At 66.3% G+C, this 17,068-nt stretch carries 18 protein-coding genes; 13 read left to right on the top strand and 5 right to left on the bottom strand.

Translation table 11 applies throughout. The annotated features are described in order from the left end of the window. Positions 1-10: 10 nt before the first annotated feature. The 8 genes from AC0V2Y_RS06320 (at position 11) to AC0V2Y_RS06285 (ending at position 9,139) form a co-directional block, all read left to right on the top strand. Positions 11-409, top strand: a complete 399-nt coding sequence (locus AC0V2Y_RS06320; protein ID WP_326457217.1) for an MAPEG family protein — start codon at positions 11-13, stop codon at positions 407-409. A gap of 106 nt (positions 410-515) precedes the next feature. Then, complete coding sequence (locus tag AC0V2Y_RS06315; protein WP_475415600.1) at positions 516-2,195, top strand: RecQ family ATP-dependent DNA helicase; 1,680 nt, start codon at positions 516-518, stop codon at positions 2,193-2,195. Between the two features lie 87 nt (positions 2,196-2,282). Beyond that, positions 2,283-3,323: a ligase-associated DNA damage response exonuclease gene (locus AC0V2Y_RS06310; protein WP_475415599.1), complete on the top strand. Its 1,041-nt coding sequence runs from the start codon at positions 2,283-2,285 to the stop codon at positions 3,321-3,323. Then, positions 3,316-4,956, top strand: coding sequence for an ATP-dependent DNA ligase (locus AC0V2Y_RS06305; protein WP_475415598.1), 1,641 nt, complete (start codon positions 3,316-3,318; stop codon positions 4,954-4,956). Before AC0V2Y_RS06310 ends, AC0V2Y_RS06305 begins: the two co-directional genes overlap by 8 nt. Before the next feature lie 7 nt (positions 4,957-4,963). Beyond that, entirely contained in the window at positions 4,964-7,423 is a 2,460-nt protein-coding gene (locus AC0V2Y_RS06300) for a ligase-associated DNA damage response DEXH box helicase (RefSeq protein WP_475415597.1), read from the top strand. Beyond that, positions 7,420-8,094: a ligase-associated DNA damage response endonuclease PdeM gene (gene pdeM / locus AC0V2Y_RS06295; protein WP_475415596.1), complete on the top strand. Its 675-nt coding sequence runs from the start codon at positions 7,420-7,422 to the stop codon at positions 8,092-8,094. The genes AC0V2Y_RS06300 and pdeM overlap by 4 nt, the downstream gene beginning before the upstream one ends. A 193-nt stretch (positions 8,095-8,287) precedes the next feature. Continuing rightward, a complete protein-coding gene (locus AC0V2Y_RS06290; RefSeq protein WP_475415595.1) occupies positions 8,288-8,650 on the top strand; it encodes a KGG domain-containing protein in 363 nt (120 codons plus the stop codon). A 222-nt stretch (positions 8,651-8,872) separates the two neighbouring features. Then, the gene (locus AC0V2Y_RS06285) at positions 8,873-9,139 is read left to right on the top strand and encodes a hypothetical protein (protein ID WP_475415594.1); all 267 of its coding nucleotides are present in this window, start codon (positions 8,873-8,875) and stop codon (positions 9,137-9,139) included. A 9-nt stretch (positions 9,140-9,148) separates the two neighbouring features. On the opposite strand, the gene AC0V2Y_RS06280 is transcribed toward AC0V2Y_RS06285, so the two are convergent. Together AC0V2Y_RS06280 and AC0V2Y_RS06275 are read right to left on the bottom strand one after the other, a co-directional pair. Continuing rightward, on the bottom strand, positions 9,149-9,748 hold the full coding sequence (locus tag AC0V2Y_RS06280; RefSeq protein WP_475415593.1) for a DUF2239 family protein: 600 nt from the start codon (positions 9,746-9,748) through the stop codon (positions 9,149-9,151). Positions 9,749-9,835: 87 nt separating this feature from the next. Then, positions 9,836-10,333: a pyridoxamine 5'-phosphate oxidase family protein gene (locus AC0V2Y_RS06275; RefSeq protein ID WP_475415592.1), complete on the bottom strand. Its 498-nt coding sequence runs from the start codon at positions 10,331-10,333 to the stop codon at positions 9,836-9,838. 218 nt (positions 10,334-10,551) lie between these two features. Between AC0V2Y_RS06275 and AC0V2Y_RS06270 the strand changes: the two genes are divergently transcribed. Genes AC0V2Y_RS06270 through AC0V2Y_RS06250 form a run of 5 tightly spaced genes read left to right on the top strand, consistent with a single transcriptional unit; the run spans position 10,552 to position 15,078 of the window. Continuing rightward, positions 10,552-11,250 (top strand): PepSY-associated TM helix domain-containing protein, encoded by a 699-nt coding sequence (locus AC0V2Y_RS06270; RefSeq protein WP_475415639.1) that lies wholly within the window; start codon positions 10,552-10,554, stop codon positions 11,248-11,250. Between the two features lie 33 nt (positions 11,251-11,283). Then, positions 11,284-11,799 carry a DUF2271 domain-containing protein gene (locus AC0V2Y_RS06265; RefSeq protein ID WP_475415591.1) on the top strand — a complete coding sequence of 172 codons (516 nt, stop codon included), beginning with the start codon at positions 11,284-11,286 and terminating at the stop codon, positions 11,797-11,799. A gap of 10 nt (positions 11,800-11,809) precedes the next feature. Continuing rightward, on the top strand, positions 11,810-12,634 hold the full coding sequence (locus AC0V2Y_RS06260) for a DUF4198 domain-containing protein (protein ID WP_475415590.1): 825 nt from the start codon (positions 11,810-11,812) through the stop codon (positions 12,632-12,634). Positions 12,635-12,660: 26 nt separating this feature from the next. Continuing rightward, positions 12,661-13,701: an FAD:protein FMN transferase gene (locus AC0V2Y_RS06255; protein WP_475415589.1), complete on the top strand. Its 1,041-nt coding sequence runs from the start codon at positions 12,661-12,663 to the stop codon at positions 13,699-13,701. A 12-nt stretch (positions 13,702-13,713) separates the two neighbouring features. Then, positions 13,714-15,078, top strand: coding sequence for a sulfite reductase subunit alpha (locus tag AC0V2Y_RS06250; protein ID WP_475415588.1), 1,365 nt, complete (start codon positions 13,714-13,716; stop codon positions 15,076-15,078). 12 nt (positions 15,079-15,090) lie between these two features. Here AC0V2Y_RS06250 and AC0V2Y_RS06245 read toward each other — a convergent pair whose 3' ends face one another. The 3 genes from AC0V2Y_RS06245 to hemP all read right to left on the bottom strand — a co-directional run bounded on the left by AC0V2Y_RS06245 (position 15,091) and on the right by hemP (position 16,978). Beyond that, positions 15,091-16,320: a DUF2325 domain-containing protein gene (locus tag AC0V2Y_RS06245; RefSeq protein ID WP_475415587.1), complete on the bottom strand. Its 1,230-nt coding sequence runs from the start codon at positions 16,318-16,320 to the stop codon at positions 15,091-15,093. 48 nt (positions 16,321-16,368) lie between these two features. Continuing rightward, the gene (locus tag AC0V2Y_RS06240) at positions 16,369-16,695 is read right to left on the bottom strand and encodes a dimerization/docking domain-containing protein (protein ID WP_475415586.1); all 327 of its coding nucleotides are present in this window, start codon (positions 16,693-16,695) and stop codon (positions 16,369-16,371) included. A gap of 85 nt (positions 16,696-16,780) precedes the next feature. Then, the gene (hemP, locus tag AC0V2Y_RS06235; protein WP_034750559.1) at positions 16,781-16,978 is read right to left on the bottom strand and encodes a hemin uptake protein HemP; all 198 of its coding nucleotides are present in this window, start codon (positions 16,976-16,978) and stop codon (positions 16,781-16,783) included. Between the last annotated feature and the right edge of the window lie 90 nt (positions 16,979-17,068).

The following is a 17,068-nucleotide window of genomic DNA, read 5'->3' as shown; positions in this document are numbered from 1 at the left end:
GAGGTAAGGCATGACCCCTGAACTGACGATGCTGGCCTGTACCCTGGTGCTGGCGCTGGTGCAAATCCTGCTGCCCGCGCTGTTCCGCACGCGCGAAACGGGCACGGCCTATAACGTGAGCGCGCGCGACGGCGACGGGCCGCCCGTGGGCAAGATCACGGGCCGTTTGCAGCGTGCCCAGGCGAACCTGTTCGAAACCCTGCCCCTGTTTGCCGCCGCCGTGCTGATCGCCCACGTGACGGCGCAGGAAAGCGCGTTGACCCTGTACGGCGCGGCTCTGTACCTGGCCGCGCGCGTGCTGTACCTGCCCCTGTACGCGTTCGGCGTGCCCGTCGTGCGCACGCTCGTGTGGTGCGTGTCGATTGCCGGGCTGCTGATGCTGTTCTGGGCCATCCTGTTCGCTTCCTGAAATCCTACGCTGGCTGTAGCAGCCGTCCTATGGTCGTACGCCAGACCCGGCCGTAAAGTGGCGGCAAGCTGGCAACTGGCGCCGGCATGTCAGGGACCGGACCACGATGGCGACTACTATTTCTGCAGTGCAAGATCCGGGCCGCGCCCGCCAGCGCAAGATCCAGCGCCTGCTGGGCGCCGTGTTTGGCGTGGCGCGGCTGCGCGCGGGCCAGCAGGACGTCATCGACAGCGTGCTGGCCGGACGCGACACCCTGGCCATCATGCCCACCGGCAGCGGCAAGTCGCTGTGCTACCAGCTGCCCGCCGCGCTGTTGCCCGGCGCCACCTTGGTGGTGTCGCCGCTCATTTCGTTGATGAAAGACCAGCTGGAAAAGCTGCACGCACTGGGCATCACGGCCGTACAGCTCAACAGCAGCCTGTCGCGCGTCGACGAGGACGCCGCCATCGCACGCATCGCCGAGGGCGGCAGGCTCATCATCTTTTGCACGCCGGAACGCCTCACCAATGCCGCCTTCCTGTCTCTGCTGGCCAGCGCGCCGCCCAGCCTGGTCGTCATCGATGAAGCCCATTGCATTTCCCAGTGGGGCCACGACTTCCGTCCCGCCTACCTGGAAATCGCGGCCGCCCTGCGTGCGTTGGGGCGCCCGCCCGTGCTGGCCTTGACGGCCACGGCCACCGGGGAAGTGGTGGCCGATATCGATACGCAGCTGGAAGCGCGCAAGCTGAACGTCATCAATACCGGCATCTACCGCGCCAATTTGCGCTACCGCGTGATCCAGGTCACCAATGCCGGAGAAAAACAGGATGCAGTCCTGCGCCTGCTGCGCGAAACGCCGGGCGTGGGCATCGTGTACGCGGCCACCGTCAAGGCCGTCGAAGACCTGGTGGCGCGGCTGGAGGAATTGGGCGAGAGCGTCACCTGCTACCACGGCAAGCTGGCGGCGCGCGAGCGCAAGCACAACCAGGACTTGTTCATGGGCGGCGAGCGCCGCATCATGGTGGCCACTAACGCGTTTGGCATGGGCATCGACAAGCCCGACACGCGCTTCGTCATCCACCTGCAGGTGCCGGCCAACCTGGAAGCGTATTACCAGGAATCGGGCCGGGCGGGGCGCGACGGCTTGCCCGCCGACTGCACCTTGCTGTACTTCCAGGAAGACAAGCGGGTGCAGCAGTTTTTCCTGGCGAAGCATTACCCGACGGCGGAAGAACTGGCCGCCATCGTGGCGGCAGCGCAAGAATTGCCGGCCACCTTCACTTTTGCCTCGCTGGCAGCAGGCTTGCCCGAGTTTTCCGACGGCCACCTGAAGGTGTGCCTGAAACTGTTGAAAGATGGCAAGCTGCTGCGCCAGGACCGCAAGCTGGGCTACGGTCTGAAAGCGCCCTCGGCCAGCTCGCCCGCGTATGCGCAGCTGGCGCAGATCTATGTCGACAAGCAGGAGCGCGACAAGCAGGCGCTCGAGCAGATGGTGGCCTATGCGCAAAGCGGCTTGTGCCGCTGGAAACTGCTGCTCGATTACTTTGGCGACGCCGGCGATTTCGAGCGTTGCTGCACCTGCGACAATTGCCTGTCGCCGCCCGCGCTGGCCATGCCCATTACCCTGGACGAGCTGCCGCCAGCACCCGCCGAGCCGCCGGCGCCGCAGATCGCCGTCGGCAGCCGCGTGCGCGTGCCCCGTTACCAGATCGGCACCGTGCTGTCGGTGGCGGGCGACCAGGTCACGATTGCCTTTCCGGAAAACACCACGCGCACCTTCATGGCCGAGTTTGTCGCACCGGCGTGAACCCAGTGTGCGCTGTCTGACAGATGATCTGGCGCAAGAGCGCTAGAATCAGCCCATTCCAACGCGTGTTAACGCAGGGAGCAGGGCATGGCGGACATGGTGGTGGTGCGCAAGGAAGGCTTGTACTGTGTGCCGGGTCAGTTCTACATCGACCCGTGGCGCCCCGTCGAGCGCGCCATCATCACGCATGCGCACGCCGACCATGCGCGCGTCGGGCACCGGCACTACCTGTGCGCCGCTCCCGGCGAGCAAGTGCTGCGCGCGCGTCTGGGCCCCGTGTCCGTCCAGGCGCTCGCGTATGGCGACACCATCGAACACCACGGCGTGCAGGTCTCGCTGCATCCGGCCGGCCACGTGCTCGGTTCGGCCCAGGTGCGCATGGAATATGGCGGCGAAGTGTGGGTGGCGTCGGGCGACTACAAGCTGCAGCCCGATCCCACCTGCCTGCCGTTCGAGCCCGTGCGCTGCGACACCTTCATCACGGAGTCGACCTTCGGCCTGCCCATCTACCGCTGGCAGGCGCCGCAGGAAATCTACGACGACATCAATCAGTGGTGGCGCAGGAATGCGGCCGAAGGGCGCACCAGCGTGCTGTTCTGCTATGCCTTCGGCAAGGCGCAGCGCATCCTGGCGGGCCTCGACGCCAGCACCGGCCCCATCGTCTGCCATGGCGCGGCGCAGGCATTGACGCAGGTCTACCGCGAGTCGGGCGTGGCCTTGCCCGCCACCGTGATGGTGGGCGAGGTGACGGACAAGGCCGCATTGAAAACGGCGCTGGTGATCGCGCCCCCGTCGGCCGCCGGCTCGCCGTGGATGAAGCGTTTCGGCGACTACAGCGATGCGTTCGCCAGCGGCTGGATGCTGCTGCGCGGCGCGCGCCGGCGGCGCGGCGTGGACCGGGGCTTTGTCCTGTCCGACCATGCCGACTGGCCCGGCCTGATGCAAGCGATCACGGCCACGCAGGCCGAACGCATCATCGTCACCCACGGCGCCATCCCCGTGATGGTGCGCTGGCTGCGGCAGAACGGCTGGCAGGCGGGCGGCTTCGAGACGGAATACGGCGACGACGAGGCCGATGACGGTGCGCCTGGTGCGGCCACGGCGGCGGGGGACGTCAGCCATGCGTGACTTTGCCCGGCTGTACGCGGAACTCGACGAAACGACCTCCACCAGCCGCAAGCTGGCGGCGCTGCAAGCCTATTTCCGCGGCGCCTCGCCCGAGAACGCGGCCTGGGCCGTGTATTTCCTGGCCGGCGGCAAGCCGCGCCAGGCCGTGCCCAGCAAATTGCTGCGCGAATACGCGACCGAACGGGCGGGCCTCGATGCCTGGCTGTTCGACGAGGCCTATCACGCCGTGGGCGACCTGGCCGAAACCATCGCCCTGATCCTGCCCGCGCCCGCAAAACGCAGCGACGTCGGCCTGGCCGAGTGGGTCGAGCAGCGCATCGCACCGTTGCGCGGCGCGGCGCCCGACGCCATCCGCGCCGCCCTGCTGGCGTACTGGGACGAGCTGGAAACGCGCGAACGCTTTCTGTTGATCAAGCTGATCGGCGGCGGCTTTCGCGTGGGCGTGTCGAAACTGCTGGTGACGCGCGCGCTGGCCTCCATCGCCGCCATCGACAGCAAGCTGATCGCCCAGCGCCTGATGGGCTGGACCGATGGCAAGGTCAGCCCCACGGGCGCGGGATTCTTGAAACTGATCGCCGCGCAGTCGGACGGCGAACATGCGCTGCGCGGCGGCCAGCCGTATCCCTTCTTCCTCGCGCACCCCTTGCAGGCGGGGCCGGAAACCTTGGGCGACGTCGGCGGCTGGCTGGCCGAGTGGAAATACGACGGCATGCGCGCCCAGCTGCTGCGCCGCGATGGCGTGAACTGGCTCTGGTCGCGCGGCGAGGAATTGATCACGGAGCGCTTTCCGGAACTGGCGCAGCTGGCCTTGCCCGAGGGTACCGTGCTCGATGGCGAAATCCTCATCTGGCAGCCGGGCGACGTGCCGGAGCCATTTGCCGATTTGCAACAGCGCATGGGCCGCAAGACGGTCTCGCCCAAGTTGCTGGCCGAGCTGCCCGCCGTGCTGGTGGCCTACGATGTGCTGGAACTCGATGGCGTGGACGTGCGCCAGCTGCCCCAGCTGGAACGGCGCGCGCTGCTGGAAAGCGTGGTGGCCGGCGTGCGCTCTCCCGCGCTGCGCCTGTCGCCCCGTGTCGAAGCGGCTGGCTGGGAGACATTGGCCGCCATCCGCGAGGAATCGCGCGCGCGCGGCGTGGAAGGCTTGATGCTCAAGGCCGTGTCGGCCGCATATGGCGTGGGCCGCACGAAAGACGTGGGCACGTGGTGGAAGTGGAAGATCGATCCGTATGCCATCGACGCCGTGCTGATCTACGCCCAGGCGGGCCACGGCCGGCGCGCGTCGCTGTACACGGACTACACGTTCGCCGTATGGGATGAAGTGGAGGAGGGCGAGCGGGGGGAGCGTAAGCTGGTGCCGTTCGCCAAGGCGTATTCGGGCTTGACGGATGCGGAGATCGCGCAGGTCGACGCGGCCATCCGCAAGACGACGATAGAAAAATTCGGCCCCGTGCGCAGCGTGCAGCCGACGATGGTGTTCGAGATCGGCTTCGAGGGCATCGCCGCGTCCAGCCGCCACAAGGCAGGCATCGCCGTGCGCTTTCCCCGTATCCTGCGCCGCCGAGAAGACAAGACAGTCGCCGACGCCGATACCCTGGCCACCCTGAAGGCCATGCTGGCGGGCGCCGCATGAGCAGGCGATGAGCACGCTGGCGCAGCGCATCGATGCGTGGTTCGCGGGGCGCGGCTGGACGGTGTTTCCCTTCCAGCGCGCCGTCTGGCGGGCTGGCGCACAGGGCCAGTCCGGCCTGCTGCATGCGAGCACGGGGTCCGGCAAGACGTATGCCGTCTGGTTCGGCGCCTTGCTGCGCGCCGAGCGGCTACAACGCAAGGGCAGGAAGCAGGGCTTGCGCGTGCTGTGGATCACGCCCATGCGGGCGCTGGCGGCCGACACGGTGCGCGCGCTGCAGGCGTCCGGCGAAACGCTGGCGCCCGGCTGGCGCATCGAGGCGCGCACGGGAGATACCAGCGCCGCGCAGCGGGCGCGGCAGGCGAAAGCGTGGCCCGAGGTGCTCGTCACGACGCCGGAAAGCCTGTCCCTGATGCTGAGCCAGGCGGACGCGCAGGAACGCTTCAGCCTGCTGGAAACGGTGATCGTTGACGAGTGGCATGAATTGATGGGCAGCAAGCGCGGCGTGCAGGTGCAGCTGGCGCTGGCCCGGCTGCGCCGCTGGAATGCAACCTTGATGACGTGGGGCTTGTCGGCCACCCTGGGCAATCTGCGGCAGGCGCAGGACGTCTTGCTGGGAGAACAAAACGATGGCGTGCTGGTCGAAGGCAAAATCAAAAAGCGCATCCTCGTCGACAGCCTGATTCCCGTGAACCCCACGCGCTTTCCCTGGGGCGGGCATCTGGGCATCCAGATGCTGCAGCCGCTGATCGCCGAGATCGAGGGCAGCGCCACCACCCTGGTGTTCACCAATACGCGTTCGCAGGCCGAGCTGTGGTACCAGCACCTGCTCGATGCGCGGCCCGACTGGGCGGGCCTGATCGCCCTGCACCACGGTTCGCTGGACCGCGCAGTGCGCGAGTGGGTCGAGCAGCACCTGAAGACGGGCGAGCTGAAAGCCGTCGTGTGCACGTCCAGCCTGGACCTGGGCGTCGATTTCCTGCCCGTCGAACGGGTGCTGCAGGTGGGCAGCGCGAAAGGCATCGCGCGCCTGGTGCAGCGGGCCGGGCGCAGCGGCCACGCGCCGGGGCGCATTTCGCGCGTCACCCTGGTGCCCACCAACAGCCTGGAATTGCTGGAAGCGGCGGCCGCCCGCGCCGCCCTGGCGCAGGGCCACCTGGAAGCGCGGCCCGTGCCGGACAAGCCGCTCGACGTGCTGGTGCAGCACCTGGTGACGATCGCGCTGGGCGGCGGCTTCGATTCGCCGGCGCTGTACGCGGAAGTGCGCGCGGCCTGGTCGTATCGCCACCTGACGTCCGACGAGTGGCAATGGGCGCTCGACTTCGTCGCGCGCGGCGGGCAAAGCCTGACCGTGTACCCGGAATACCGCAGAGTGCTGCCGGACGATGCCGGCATCTACCGCGTGCCGGACGTGGCGCTGGCGCGGCGCCACCGCATGAGCATCGGCACCATCGTCTCGGAAGCGGCGATCCAGGTCAAGTTCCTCGGCGGGGGGCGGATCGGCAGCATCGAGGAATCGTTCATCGCGCGCCTGAAGCAGGGCGACCATTTTCTGTTTGGCGGGCGCATCCTGGAATTCGTGCGCGTGCATGAGATGACGGCCTACGTGCGGCGCGCTACGGGCAGCCGGGGCGCCGTGCCGCGCTGGCAGGGCGGCAAGATGCCGCTGTCGTCGGAACTGGCGCACGCCGTGCTGGACCAGTTGCAGCTGGCGCAGGAGGGCAAGGCCAGCGGGCCGGAAATGCGCGCGCTGGCGCCCCTGCTGGCCATCCAGCGGAAATGGTCGAGCCTGCCCACGCGCGCCAGCCTCTTGCTGGAAACCTTGTCCAGCCGCGAAGGCCATCACCTGTTCGTGTATCCGTTCGCGGGCCGCTCCGTGCACCTGGGCCTGGCATCCCTGCTGGCCTACCGCATCGCGCGCGTGCAGCCGGCCACCTTGTCGATCGCCGTCAACGATTACGGCTTTGAATTGCTGGGCGCGGACGATATCGATTTCGCCCCGCTGTTGACGGCCGCCAGCGGCGCCGATCTTCCCCTGTTCAGCACGGACAAGCTGCTGGAAGACGTGCTGGCCAGCCTGAACGCGACGGAACTGTCGCAGCGGCGTTTCCGCGAAATCGCCCGCATTGCCGGCCTCGTCTTCCAGGGTTATCCGGGCCAGCCGAAAAGCGCGCGCCAGCTGCAGGCATCGTCCTCGCTGTTTTTCGAGGTGTTCCGCAAGCACGACGCGGCCAATTTGCTGCTCACGCAGGCGCAGCGCGAAGTGCTGGAGCAGGAGCTGGAATTGACGCGCCTGCGCGCCACCCTGCGCGAACTGCATGGACGCAGCCTCTGTCTGCAGGCGCTGGAGCGCGCCTCGCCATTTGCCTTCGGCCTGATGGTCGAGCGCTTCCGCGAACAGTTGACGACGGAAAAACTGTCGGACCGGGTGGCGCGGCTGGTGCTGGCGCTGGAAAAGGCGGCCGCATGAACGGGGCGCGGCAAGCGCATTGCGCGGTGGAACTGGCCGGCGAGCTGGTCTGGCTGCTGGCGCACAAGGCCGTGTACTGGCCGGCGCGCAGGATGCTGATCATTGCCGACATCCATTTCGGCAAGGCGGCCGCGTTCCGCGCGCTGGGCGTGCCCGTGCCGCGCGGCACCACCACGCAAAACCTGCTGGCGCTCGACGCCTTGCTGGCCAGCTACGCCTGCGAGGAAATCGTCTTTCTCGGCGATTTTCTGCACGCGCGCGCCGCCCATGCGGCCGCCACCGTGGCGGCCATGCTGGCCTGGCGCGCGCGCCATCCCGACGTGCGCCTGACGGTGGTGCGCGGCAACCATGACGCGCATGCGGGCGATCCGGCCGCCGCGCTGGGCATCCGCATGGTCGATGAACCGCACCAGGTGGGCAAGCTGTCGTTCTGCCATCACCCGGACACCGTGGCGCCCGGCTATGTGCTGGCGGGCCACGTGCATCCCGTGTTTCACTTGCGCGCAGAGCGTGGAGGCCTGCGCCTGCCGTGTTTCCTGCTGGGCGGGCAGCGCGCCATCCTGCCCTCGTTTGGGGCCTTTACGGGCGGCCATGCGTTGCGGCCAGCCGCTGGCGAGCGCGTCTACGTGACGGCGGACGCGGCGATTTTTCCGCTGCCCGCCAACTGCTGAGTGTCAGATACTTTTGGTGGAAAACTGAAAGTGACTGCGCCACCGTGGGCGGGACTCATCCTACATGCGCTCTTGCCATCCTCCTATTTCTTGCGCCCCATGCGCGCACTAAGATGACGGTTCCCTTGCCATGCGAGGGGGAAGAATTGCATGGTTTGCACTGTTTTCGATTCTATGGATCAAGGAGATCATCATGGCCACATCGAGCGACAATAAACAGCAAGGTAGTAAAGCCAGCAGCGGCACCGCCAGCAGCGGCAGCAAGCAAAGCGATACCAGCAAACGGGGTTTCGCTTCCATGGATCCCGCCCAGCAGCGCGAAATCGCCAGCGAAGGCGGACGTGCCGCGCATGAAAAGGGCACGGCGCATGAGTTCACATCGGAAGAGGCACGCCGCGCAGGCAGCCAAAGCCACAAGAACGATGCGAACCGGCAAAGCGCCGCCAGCTCCGGCGCTTCGCGCGACAATGCCAGCATGAACCAGGAGGGCAACCGCGACAGTGGCAACAAGCAAAGCGGCGGTTCCGGTTCCAGCTCCGGGTCGCGCAACAAGTAGCTGAGTAGCAAGCCGCAAGTCGCCCTGGCCAGCGGGAAGCAGGCACGCCGCTGGCCAGGGCCACGCCATGCTTATTCGGCTACCGCCAGCGACCGCCGGCCAGCGCAAAATTTTGATGCAATGCAGCAGGCATGGACTATGATGAAATAGCTGCGCCGGCCACGGCCCACGCGCAGTCAACGCAGTCAAATTGCACTCACGCACTCACGATCAGGGAGAAGAATGATGGGCAACTCCACCACGCCGCAAGCCGGCAACAGCCAGGGCGGCACGCCGTCCACGGCGGGCAGCAAGCAAAGTACGGCCGAGTCGGGCGAGAACTTTGTGCTGGTCGATAGCGAGCAGGGGCTCGATATCGGCGACGATCTGTTTTCCATCGGCGAAGTGCGGCGCGCCGACCGCTTGCCCCATCACCAGTCCGGCTCCGCCGGGCAGAGCCGGCAGAGCGCCGACGATGCGCCCGACACCACGGGCAGTACGGGCGTCTGAGCTGGCCGCCTAACTTTCTTCACTCCCGGACCACCCGCGCTGGGCCAGTTGCAAGACGTGTTCGCGCACGTCGGCTGGCCATGCCTGCACGCACGCCAGGAACGCTGGCTGCTTGCCGGCGAACAGGGCGCGGCTGGCTTCCTCGAAGCCGGGTGCATCGCCGGCCAGCGCACTCATGACTTTATACGCCGCTTCGCGCGCCTGGCGCTGTTCGTCGTGCGCCTTGTTGCCGCGCTGCGCCTGTTCCACCAGCTTGCGCAAGGCGACGGAAGCGCCGCCCGGCTGCGTCGCCAGCCATTCCCAGTGACGGGGCAGCAAGGTGATTTCGCGCGCCACGACGCCCAGCTTTGGACGGCCTGCCGTGCGTATGGCCGGGGGCGCGTCGTCGTCCTGGGAGGGCGGTAGGCGAGGCAGGCGCTGCAGCACCTCAGCCAGGCTGCCGTGCAGGTTCAGGTCGACCTGGCTGCCGCTGGCATCGTCGAAGATCAGGATCTGCGCATCGGGATCGCGCGTCACCAGTTCCTTCAGTGTTTGCGCCACGGCATGCAATGTGCCGGCGGCCACTTTGTGTGGGCCGGCAAAGGCCGTCAGTTGAATGGGGGCGTGCATGGCTTGCTCCAGTGAGTCAGTATGCAGGCAATTTTACCCGGGTAAAATGAAAAGTCAATATCACCCGGGTAAAATAGGGCAAGACTGCTACAGGTCGACCCGGCCGTGTTCGCCCATGTCTTTCGGCGGCTCGCCCGTGATGGCGGCCTTGGCCATTTCATAGAATTGCATCATCTTGCTGGCGCTGCTATCCCAATACTCGGCCGACTGGATCGTCACCTTGATCAGCGACAGCTTCGGATCGTCAAGTCCGCCCGGGAACCAGGCTTTCACCAGCGGATTCCACAATTCCTCCGCCTTGGCGCGGTCCTTCAGCAGCTGCGCGTGGCCGCAGACGGATACATACAGGCTGTCGCCCGTGTCGACAAAGCTGACGTTGACTTGCGGATTGTTCAGCAAGTCGCGCGTATAGCTGGCCTCGTCGGAAACAAAGAACCAGATCTGCCCCTCGCTGTCGACCTGCTGCTGCGTCAACGGCCGGCTGGTGAGGGTGCGCATGTCGTCGCTGGTGGTCAGCATGCCGAATTTGACGTCCTTGATCCTGGCCGCGATGCTGGCCAGTTGTTCGCTGGAATACGATTGCATGGGTGCTCCCTTGTTGGTTGTCCTGAACAACCAGCATAGGTGCTTGCTGCATGCGGCTCTGTACGGCAGCTTACGTAGCAGGGGAGCTTTGTTTCAAAGCTGTTACAAAACGCTGGCCTGGCAGTGCCTCCCATGTATTGACTTAATAAATGATAATCATTATCATTTGTTTGAAAATATCAGCAGGCACTTGGATTGAAGGATGGGAATGAAGCACACTGACTTGTCGCGCCACCTGGCTCGCCTCTCGCCGGGAGCGGGCCATGAGTAATGCGGGCGCCGCCGACAAGGCCAGGAACAATGCCAGCCGCGCCGTGTGGCTGAAGAATCTGCATCAATGGCACTGGATCAGCTCGGCACTTTGTTTGCTGGGCATGTTTTTGTTCGCCATCACGGGCATTACCCTGAACCACGCCAGCCAGATCGAGTCGAAACCGTCGATCACGCGCCAGCAGGCGACCCTGCCGGCCCCTTTGCTCACGGAACTGGCCGCCTACGCCGCCCGGCACGACGGCGCCAATGCGCCCATGCCGGCCGCCGCCGAAACATGGTTGAAAAAGCAATGGTCGCTCAACGCGGGCGGCCGTCCTGCCGAATGGAGCGCCGACGAAGTCTACCTGCCGTTGCCCAAGGCAGGCGGCGACGCCTGGGTGCGCATCGGCCTGGAAGACGGCGCCGCCGAATACGAATTGACGGACCGGGGCTGGGTGTCCTGGCTCAACGATGTGCACAAGGGCCGCAACACGGGCGTGGCCTGGAACTGGTTCATCGACATCTTTGCCGGCGCCTGCATCGTGTTTTGCCTGACGGGTCTATTGATTTTGAAGTTCCACGCGGCCAACCGGCCATTTACCTGGCCGATGGTTGGCCTCGGTATCTTGATACCCTGCGCGATCGCCTTGCTGTTTATTCACTGATCGTTTTTACCTTTTCTTTTTTACAGGCACACCATGAAATTACGCTACTCCCTGGCGCTTGGCCTTCCTCTGATCGGCACTTCGGCGATGGCGGCCGACCTGGCCCTGAAGCTTGAAATCCCGCAATTGAACGTGGCGGAATACCACCGTCCCTACGTGGCGGCATGGCTGGAAACGGCCGATCAAAAGGTCGTCGGCAACCTGGCCGTGCTGTATGACGTGAAAAAGAAGGACAAGGCCGGCGAAAAATGGCTGAAGGACATGCGCCAATGGTGGCGCAAGAGCGGCCGCGACCTGGCCATGCCGGTGGACGGCGTCAGCGGCGCCACGCGCGCCCCGGGCGAACATACCTTGACCTTCCCCGGCGCCAAGGCCTTGCTCGACAAGCTGCCGGCCGGCGAATACCAGGTCGTCGTGGAAGCGGCGCGCGAAGCGGGCGGACGCGAACTGGTGCGCGTGCCGTTCCAGTGGCCGCTGAAATCGGCCCAGTCCGTGCCTGCCAAAGGCAAGGAAGAACTCGGTAATGTCGTCGTCCAACTCAAGCCATAAGGCGCACATCATGTTCAATCGCTACAACAAACCCCTGATCGCCCTGGCCCTGGCCGGCCTGGCCATGAACGCCCACGCCCACCGCGGCTGGATGGTGCCGTCGAGCACGATGGTGGAAAGCAAGGACGCCTGGGTGACGGTGGACGCCGCCGTCTCCGATGGCCTGTTCGAGATCGACCACCAGCCGTTGCGCCTGGACGCGCTGCAAGTGACCGGTCCGGATGGCGCGAAAGTGGCGCCCGCGAACACCGTCACGGGCCGGCTGCGCAGCGTCTTCGACGTCAAGATGGAAAAGCCTGGCACGTACAAGGCTGCCATCGTGTCGCAGAACGTCATGGCCAGCTACAAGCTCAACGGCGAGCAAAAGCGTTTCCGCGGCAACGAAGAGACGTTCAAGAAGGACGTGCCGGCCGACGCGCAAGAGTTGAAAGTCACGCGCACGGCCAGCCGTCTGGAAACCTTCTTCAGCAATGGCGAAACCAGCACGGAAGTATTCAAGCCGACGGGCGTGGGCCTGGAATTCGTGCCGGTGACCCATCCGAACGACTTGCGTGCGGGCGAAAAAGCCACGTGGCGCTTCCTGGTCGACGGCAAGCCGGCGGCGAACCAGGCCTTCAGCCTGGTGCCGGGCGGCGTGCGCTACCGTGGCGTGCTGGGGGAAATCCGCCAGAGCACCGATGCCAAGGGCGAGATCACGTTCACCGTGCCGGCGGCCGGCATGTATTACCTGAGCAGCACCTGGCCGGCGGCCGCCCCTGCCGTGGCCGGCCAGCCGCCAGCCATGCCCGAGCGCCGCATGACGTACGCGGCCACCGTGGAAGTGCTGCCGCAGTAAGCGGCGGCATCGTCACGAGAGCGCCGATGCGCCGGGTCCTGCTGCCGCAGCATATTTCCGATCAGACCGCGCCGCCCGGCGCCGCGATCCGGGACTTGCGCGGCCTGTCCATGGGCACCAGCTGGTCGGTGCGCCTGCTCGAGTCCGCCATGCCGGGACGCGCCGGCAGCGCCGATTTGCAGCAGGGCTTGCAGCAGCAGCTGGACCTGGTCGTGGCGCAAATGAGCCACTGGAGCGAGGCGTCCGACCTGGGCCGCTTCAACCGGGCCGAGCCCGGCAGCTGGCACAGCCTGCCCGCCGCCTTTTGCGAGGTGCTGGGCTTTGCCATGCATGTGTCGCAGGCGTCCGGCGGCGCGTACGACCCGTGCGCGGGCGCCCTCGTCAACCTGTGGGGCTTCGGCCCCCGCAATCGCTACGATGAGCCCGGCTTCCTGCCGCCGAAGGATGACACGGTGGCCCTGCTGCTGTCGCAGCGCCAGCGCCGCCGCCTGGAGCTGGACTTGCCGGCCCGCCGCGTCCGCCAGCCTGGCGGCTTGCAGCTCGATCTATCGGCCATCGCCAAGGGTTATGGCGTGGACCGCCTGGCGCGCTATCTGGACAGCCAGGGCATCGGCCATTACCTGGTCGAAGTGGGCGGCGAGCTGCGCGGCGCCGGCAGCAAGCCCGACGGCCAGCCGTGGTGGGTCATGCTGGAACAGGTCGATGGCGCCGCCGATGGTGCCGATAATGCGCAGCATCCGCCGGAAATGCTGCTGGCGCTGCACGGCTTGTCCGTCGCCACGTCGGGCGACTACCGGCGTTTCTTCCAGGATGGCACGGTGCGTTTCTCACACACCATCGATCCGCGCAGCGGCATGCCGATCGCCAATCAACTCGCTTCCGTCACCGTCGTGCACGAGCAATGCATGGCGGCCGATGCCTGGTCGACGGCCCTGACCGTGCTCGGTGTCGAGGCCGGCATGGCGCTGGCCGAAGAGCAGGGCCTGGCCGCGCGCTTCCTGCAACGCGACGGCGCTGGCTTTCACGAAACGCTGAGCAGCCAGATGCTGGCCATGCTCGACGAATGAACGATTAATTCCATGATTTTTACGCACGATACGACACGGCTGGCCCTGCTGGCGGCCCTGTCCCTCAGCTACGCGGGCGTGTGCCTGGCGCCCTGGCTGCGCGCGCGCGCCAGACGCCGCGCGTCGGATGCCGCCAAGGCGGCGCTGGCCAACAGTCCCGCCTGGCTGGTGGCGTATGCGAGCCAGACGGGCAATGCGGAAGAGCTGGCCACGCAAACGGCGCAGAGCCTGCAACTGGCCGGCATCCCCGTGCGCCTGTGCGCGCTGGCCGAACTGACGGCCGTCGATCTGCAACAAGCGGAACGGGCCCTGTTCCTGGTCAGCACCTATGGCGAAGGCGACGCGCCCGACAATGCGGCCGCCTTCATGGGCCGTCTGATGACGGGCGAGCTGGCGCTGCCGCAATTGCATTACGCGGTGCTGGCCCTGGGCGACCGCAGCTATGGCCAGTTCTGCGGCTTCGGCCGCGCGCTCGATGCCTGGCTGGCGGGGCAGGGCGCGTCGCGCCTGTTCGAACGCATCGAAGTGGATCGCAGTGCGAATGCCGCCATCGAACAGTGGTTCCAGCATCTGAGCCACCTGGCCGGCACCAGCGACGCGCCCGACTGGAGCGCCCCCGCCTTCGGCGACTGGCGCCTGACGCACAGGCAGCTGCTCAACCCGGGCAGCGCGGGCGGCGGCATCTATCACGTGGAACTGGCGCCCGTGGCGGGCAGCTTGCCCGACTGGCAATCGGGCGACCTGGTGCAGGTGACGGCGCCCGCCGATCCATCGCAGCCGCGCGAGTATTCGATCGCATCGATCCCGCGCGATGGCGGCGTGCACTTGCTGGTGCGCCAGCATGCGCATCCCGACGGCAGCCTGGGCCTGGCCTCGGGCTGGCTCACGGCGCAGGCCAAGGTGGGCGACGTGGTGCAGCTGCGTTTGCGCCAGCATAAACGCTTCCGCCTGGAAGACAATGCCCAGCGGCCATTGATTTTGATCGGCAACGGCAGCGGCATCGCCGGCTTGCGCGGCCACCTGAAAAGCCGCGTGCTGGCAGGGCAGCGGCGCAACTGGCTGATCTTTGGCGAGCGCAATGCGGCCCACGATTTTCATTACCGCGAAGAGATTGAAGGCTGGCATGCCAGCGGCGACTTGCCGCGCCTGGACCTGGCGTTTTCGCGCGACCAGGCCGGGCGCACCTACGTGCAGGACCGTCTGCGCGGCAATGCCGATGAAGTCAAATTGTGGCTGGAGCAGGGCGCGGCCATCTATATTTGCGGCAGCCTGGCCGGCATGGCGGGCGGCGTCGACCAGGCCCTGCAGGAGATACTGGGCCGGCCCGCGCTCGACGCGCTGGCGGCCGAAGGGCGCTACCGGCGCGACGTGTATTAAAGAAAGAATTGTTTAGGGCTGGGGCACGGCCAGCGGCGCCGCTTCCATCTCGCCGCTCACTTCCTGCAAGCCGCGCGCCAGGCTGGAGATGCTGGGGTTGTCGATGAAGACGCAGCGCTTGCCCGTGCGCTTGCAATAATCCTTCACGCGCCAGTAGGCGCTGTGGCTGATGCAGCCCGTCTGGCATATCACCAGGTCGGCGGCCGCCAGGCTCGAGTCGAGCAGGTTGGCATTGTCTTCCAGGCCGCCGTCGTGGTGGGCGAACTGCGCACCGACCCGCTCGATCAGGGCGCGGTAGGTGGCGACGTTGCCGCTGCGCCCGCCCACGCACAAGACGCTTTGGTCGACGAGGCGGATCGGCATTTTCAGCTTGCCGCCCGTCGGCACTTCCAGCTTCGGCGCCGGTGGCGGCACGGCGGCGGCCGGGCGCGGCTGGGCCTGTTTCAATTCGGCGATTTGCTGGCGCAATTCCTTTTCGCGCTCATCCATTTGCGCCAGGCGTTCGACCAGGCGCGTGCGTGATTCCAGCGCGGGAATCGCGGCCTGTAATTGCGCCAGCTCAAAGCGCAAGCCGTCGATCACGCTATCCTTGCCGATCGATTCGGCACGCGTGCGCAGCAGCACGGCTTCCTGGCGTTCCAGCTCGCCCGTCTTTTCCATCAGCGCGGCCTGGCTGCGCTGTTGCAGCTTGGCCAGTTCCTGCATCAGGCGCGCGTTTTCTTCCTGCAAGGCCGTAAATTTGCCCATGTCGGCGCGCACGCAGGCGCCGGCCTGGTGCTGGATCATGTGCAAGTCGCGGCACATCTGCTCTTCCAGCTCGGCGTCGCAGCGCGGGTGGGTCAGGCCGGCCCAGAAGGCGCCCGACACGTCGCCGTTGGCGACGGCCGTGCGCCACAGTTGCGCTACCTGTTCCGTGGTCTTGGCGCCGCGAAAGCGCAGGATCACGGGGGCGTAGCGGCGTTCGAGTTCCTTTTGCAGCGCCTCGGACAGGCGGTTGCGCGCGCCGCATTCCGTCACGGCGCCCACGTGCACTTCGTAGTCGTCGGCCAGCACGCGCCCGCCCGTCATCTTGCCCACCAGCTTGCGCAGATAGCCCAAGGGCAAGCCCACGCCGACCAGCGGACAATGGCAGGTATGCGATAGTTCCCACAGCCGGCGGCGGCGAGAAGCGAGCGCGGCCGTTTCCGTGCCGGCGTGGGCGCAATTGCTGATGACGGGCAGGGACTGGTCTTTGTCACACATGGCGGTATCCTGTTGGGCGGTGGGGCGGCGGTGGAAGATAAATCGAAATTATTGCGGCAGGGGCGAGGCTGGGGGCCTGGCGCGCAGCATGCGCGCCAGGCGCTCGAGCAAGGTGGCCTTCGGCGGCGCGGGGCGGTGCAGCACCACCAGGGCGGCCCATTGCTGCGACAGTTGCTGGCAAGTAGCTTGCAGCACGGGGCCCAGGCCGGGCGAATTCGATAGCACATGCAGATGGCGTTCGATGACACCGGCCAGTTTCTCGCAGGGACTGCCCGCATGGTAGTGCGACATCAGGTGCAGCACGGCCGACAACAGCAATTCAGGCTGTTGGCCTTGCGGGGAGGGAAACATCGGGGAAGGTCGGTCGTTCGCCATCAAACACTCCTGTGCGGTGGTTTGGCTGGCTGCGCGCACGGGGCGCGACTGGCTGGCGAGTGTGGTGACTGGCTGCCGTGCTGCTTCAGGCAGTCAGGATCAGCTTGTTCAATTGGGTGACGCGCAGACGATAGATCTTGCCGCTGTGCTCAATTTCCACTTCGCGGCCCTGCTGCAGCAGCGCTTCGCTGGTGATGCGGCGCGCCGGCTGGGCCATGCTGACGGGAGGACGGACGTGGGCAGTTGCGGCATCCTGGATCAAGGCTGGTTTTGAGCTTTGCATGTTGGGCTTTCTTTATCTCAGTTGAGAATGATTCGTATTTGCATTATTGTTGAATGTGGCCCGAAAAGCAAGGCTTATTTGTGCGGAATC

The organism is Janthinobacterium sp. BHSEK, assembly GCF_056174685.1.
Note: the sequence above shows the minus strand (reverse complement) of the source record. Positions and strands in the feature narration are given on the sequence as shown.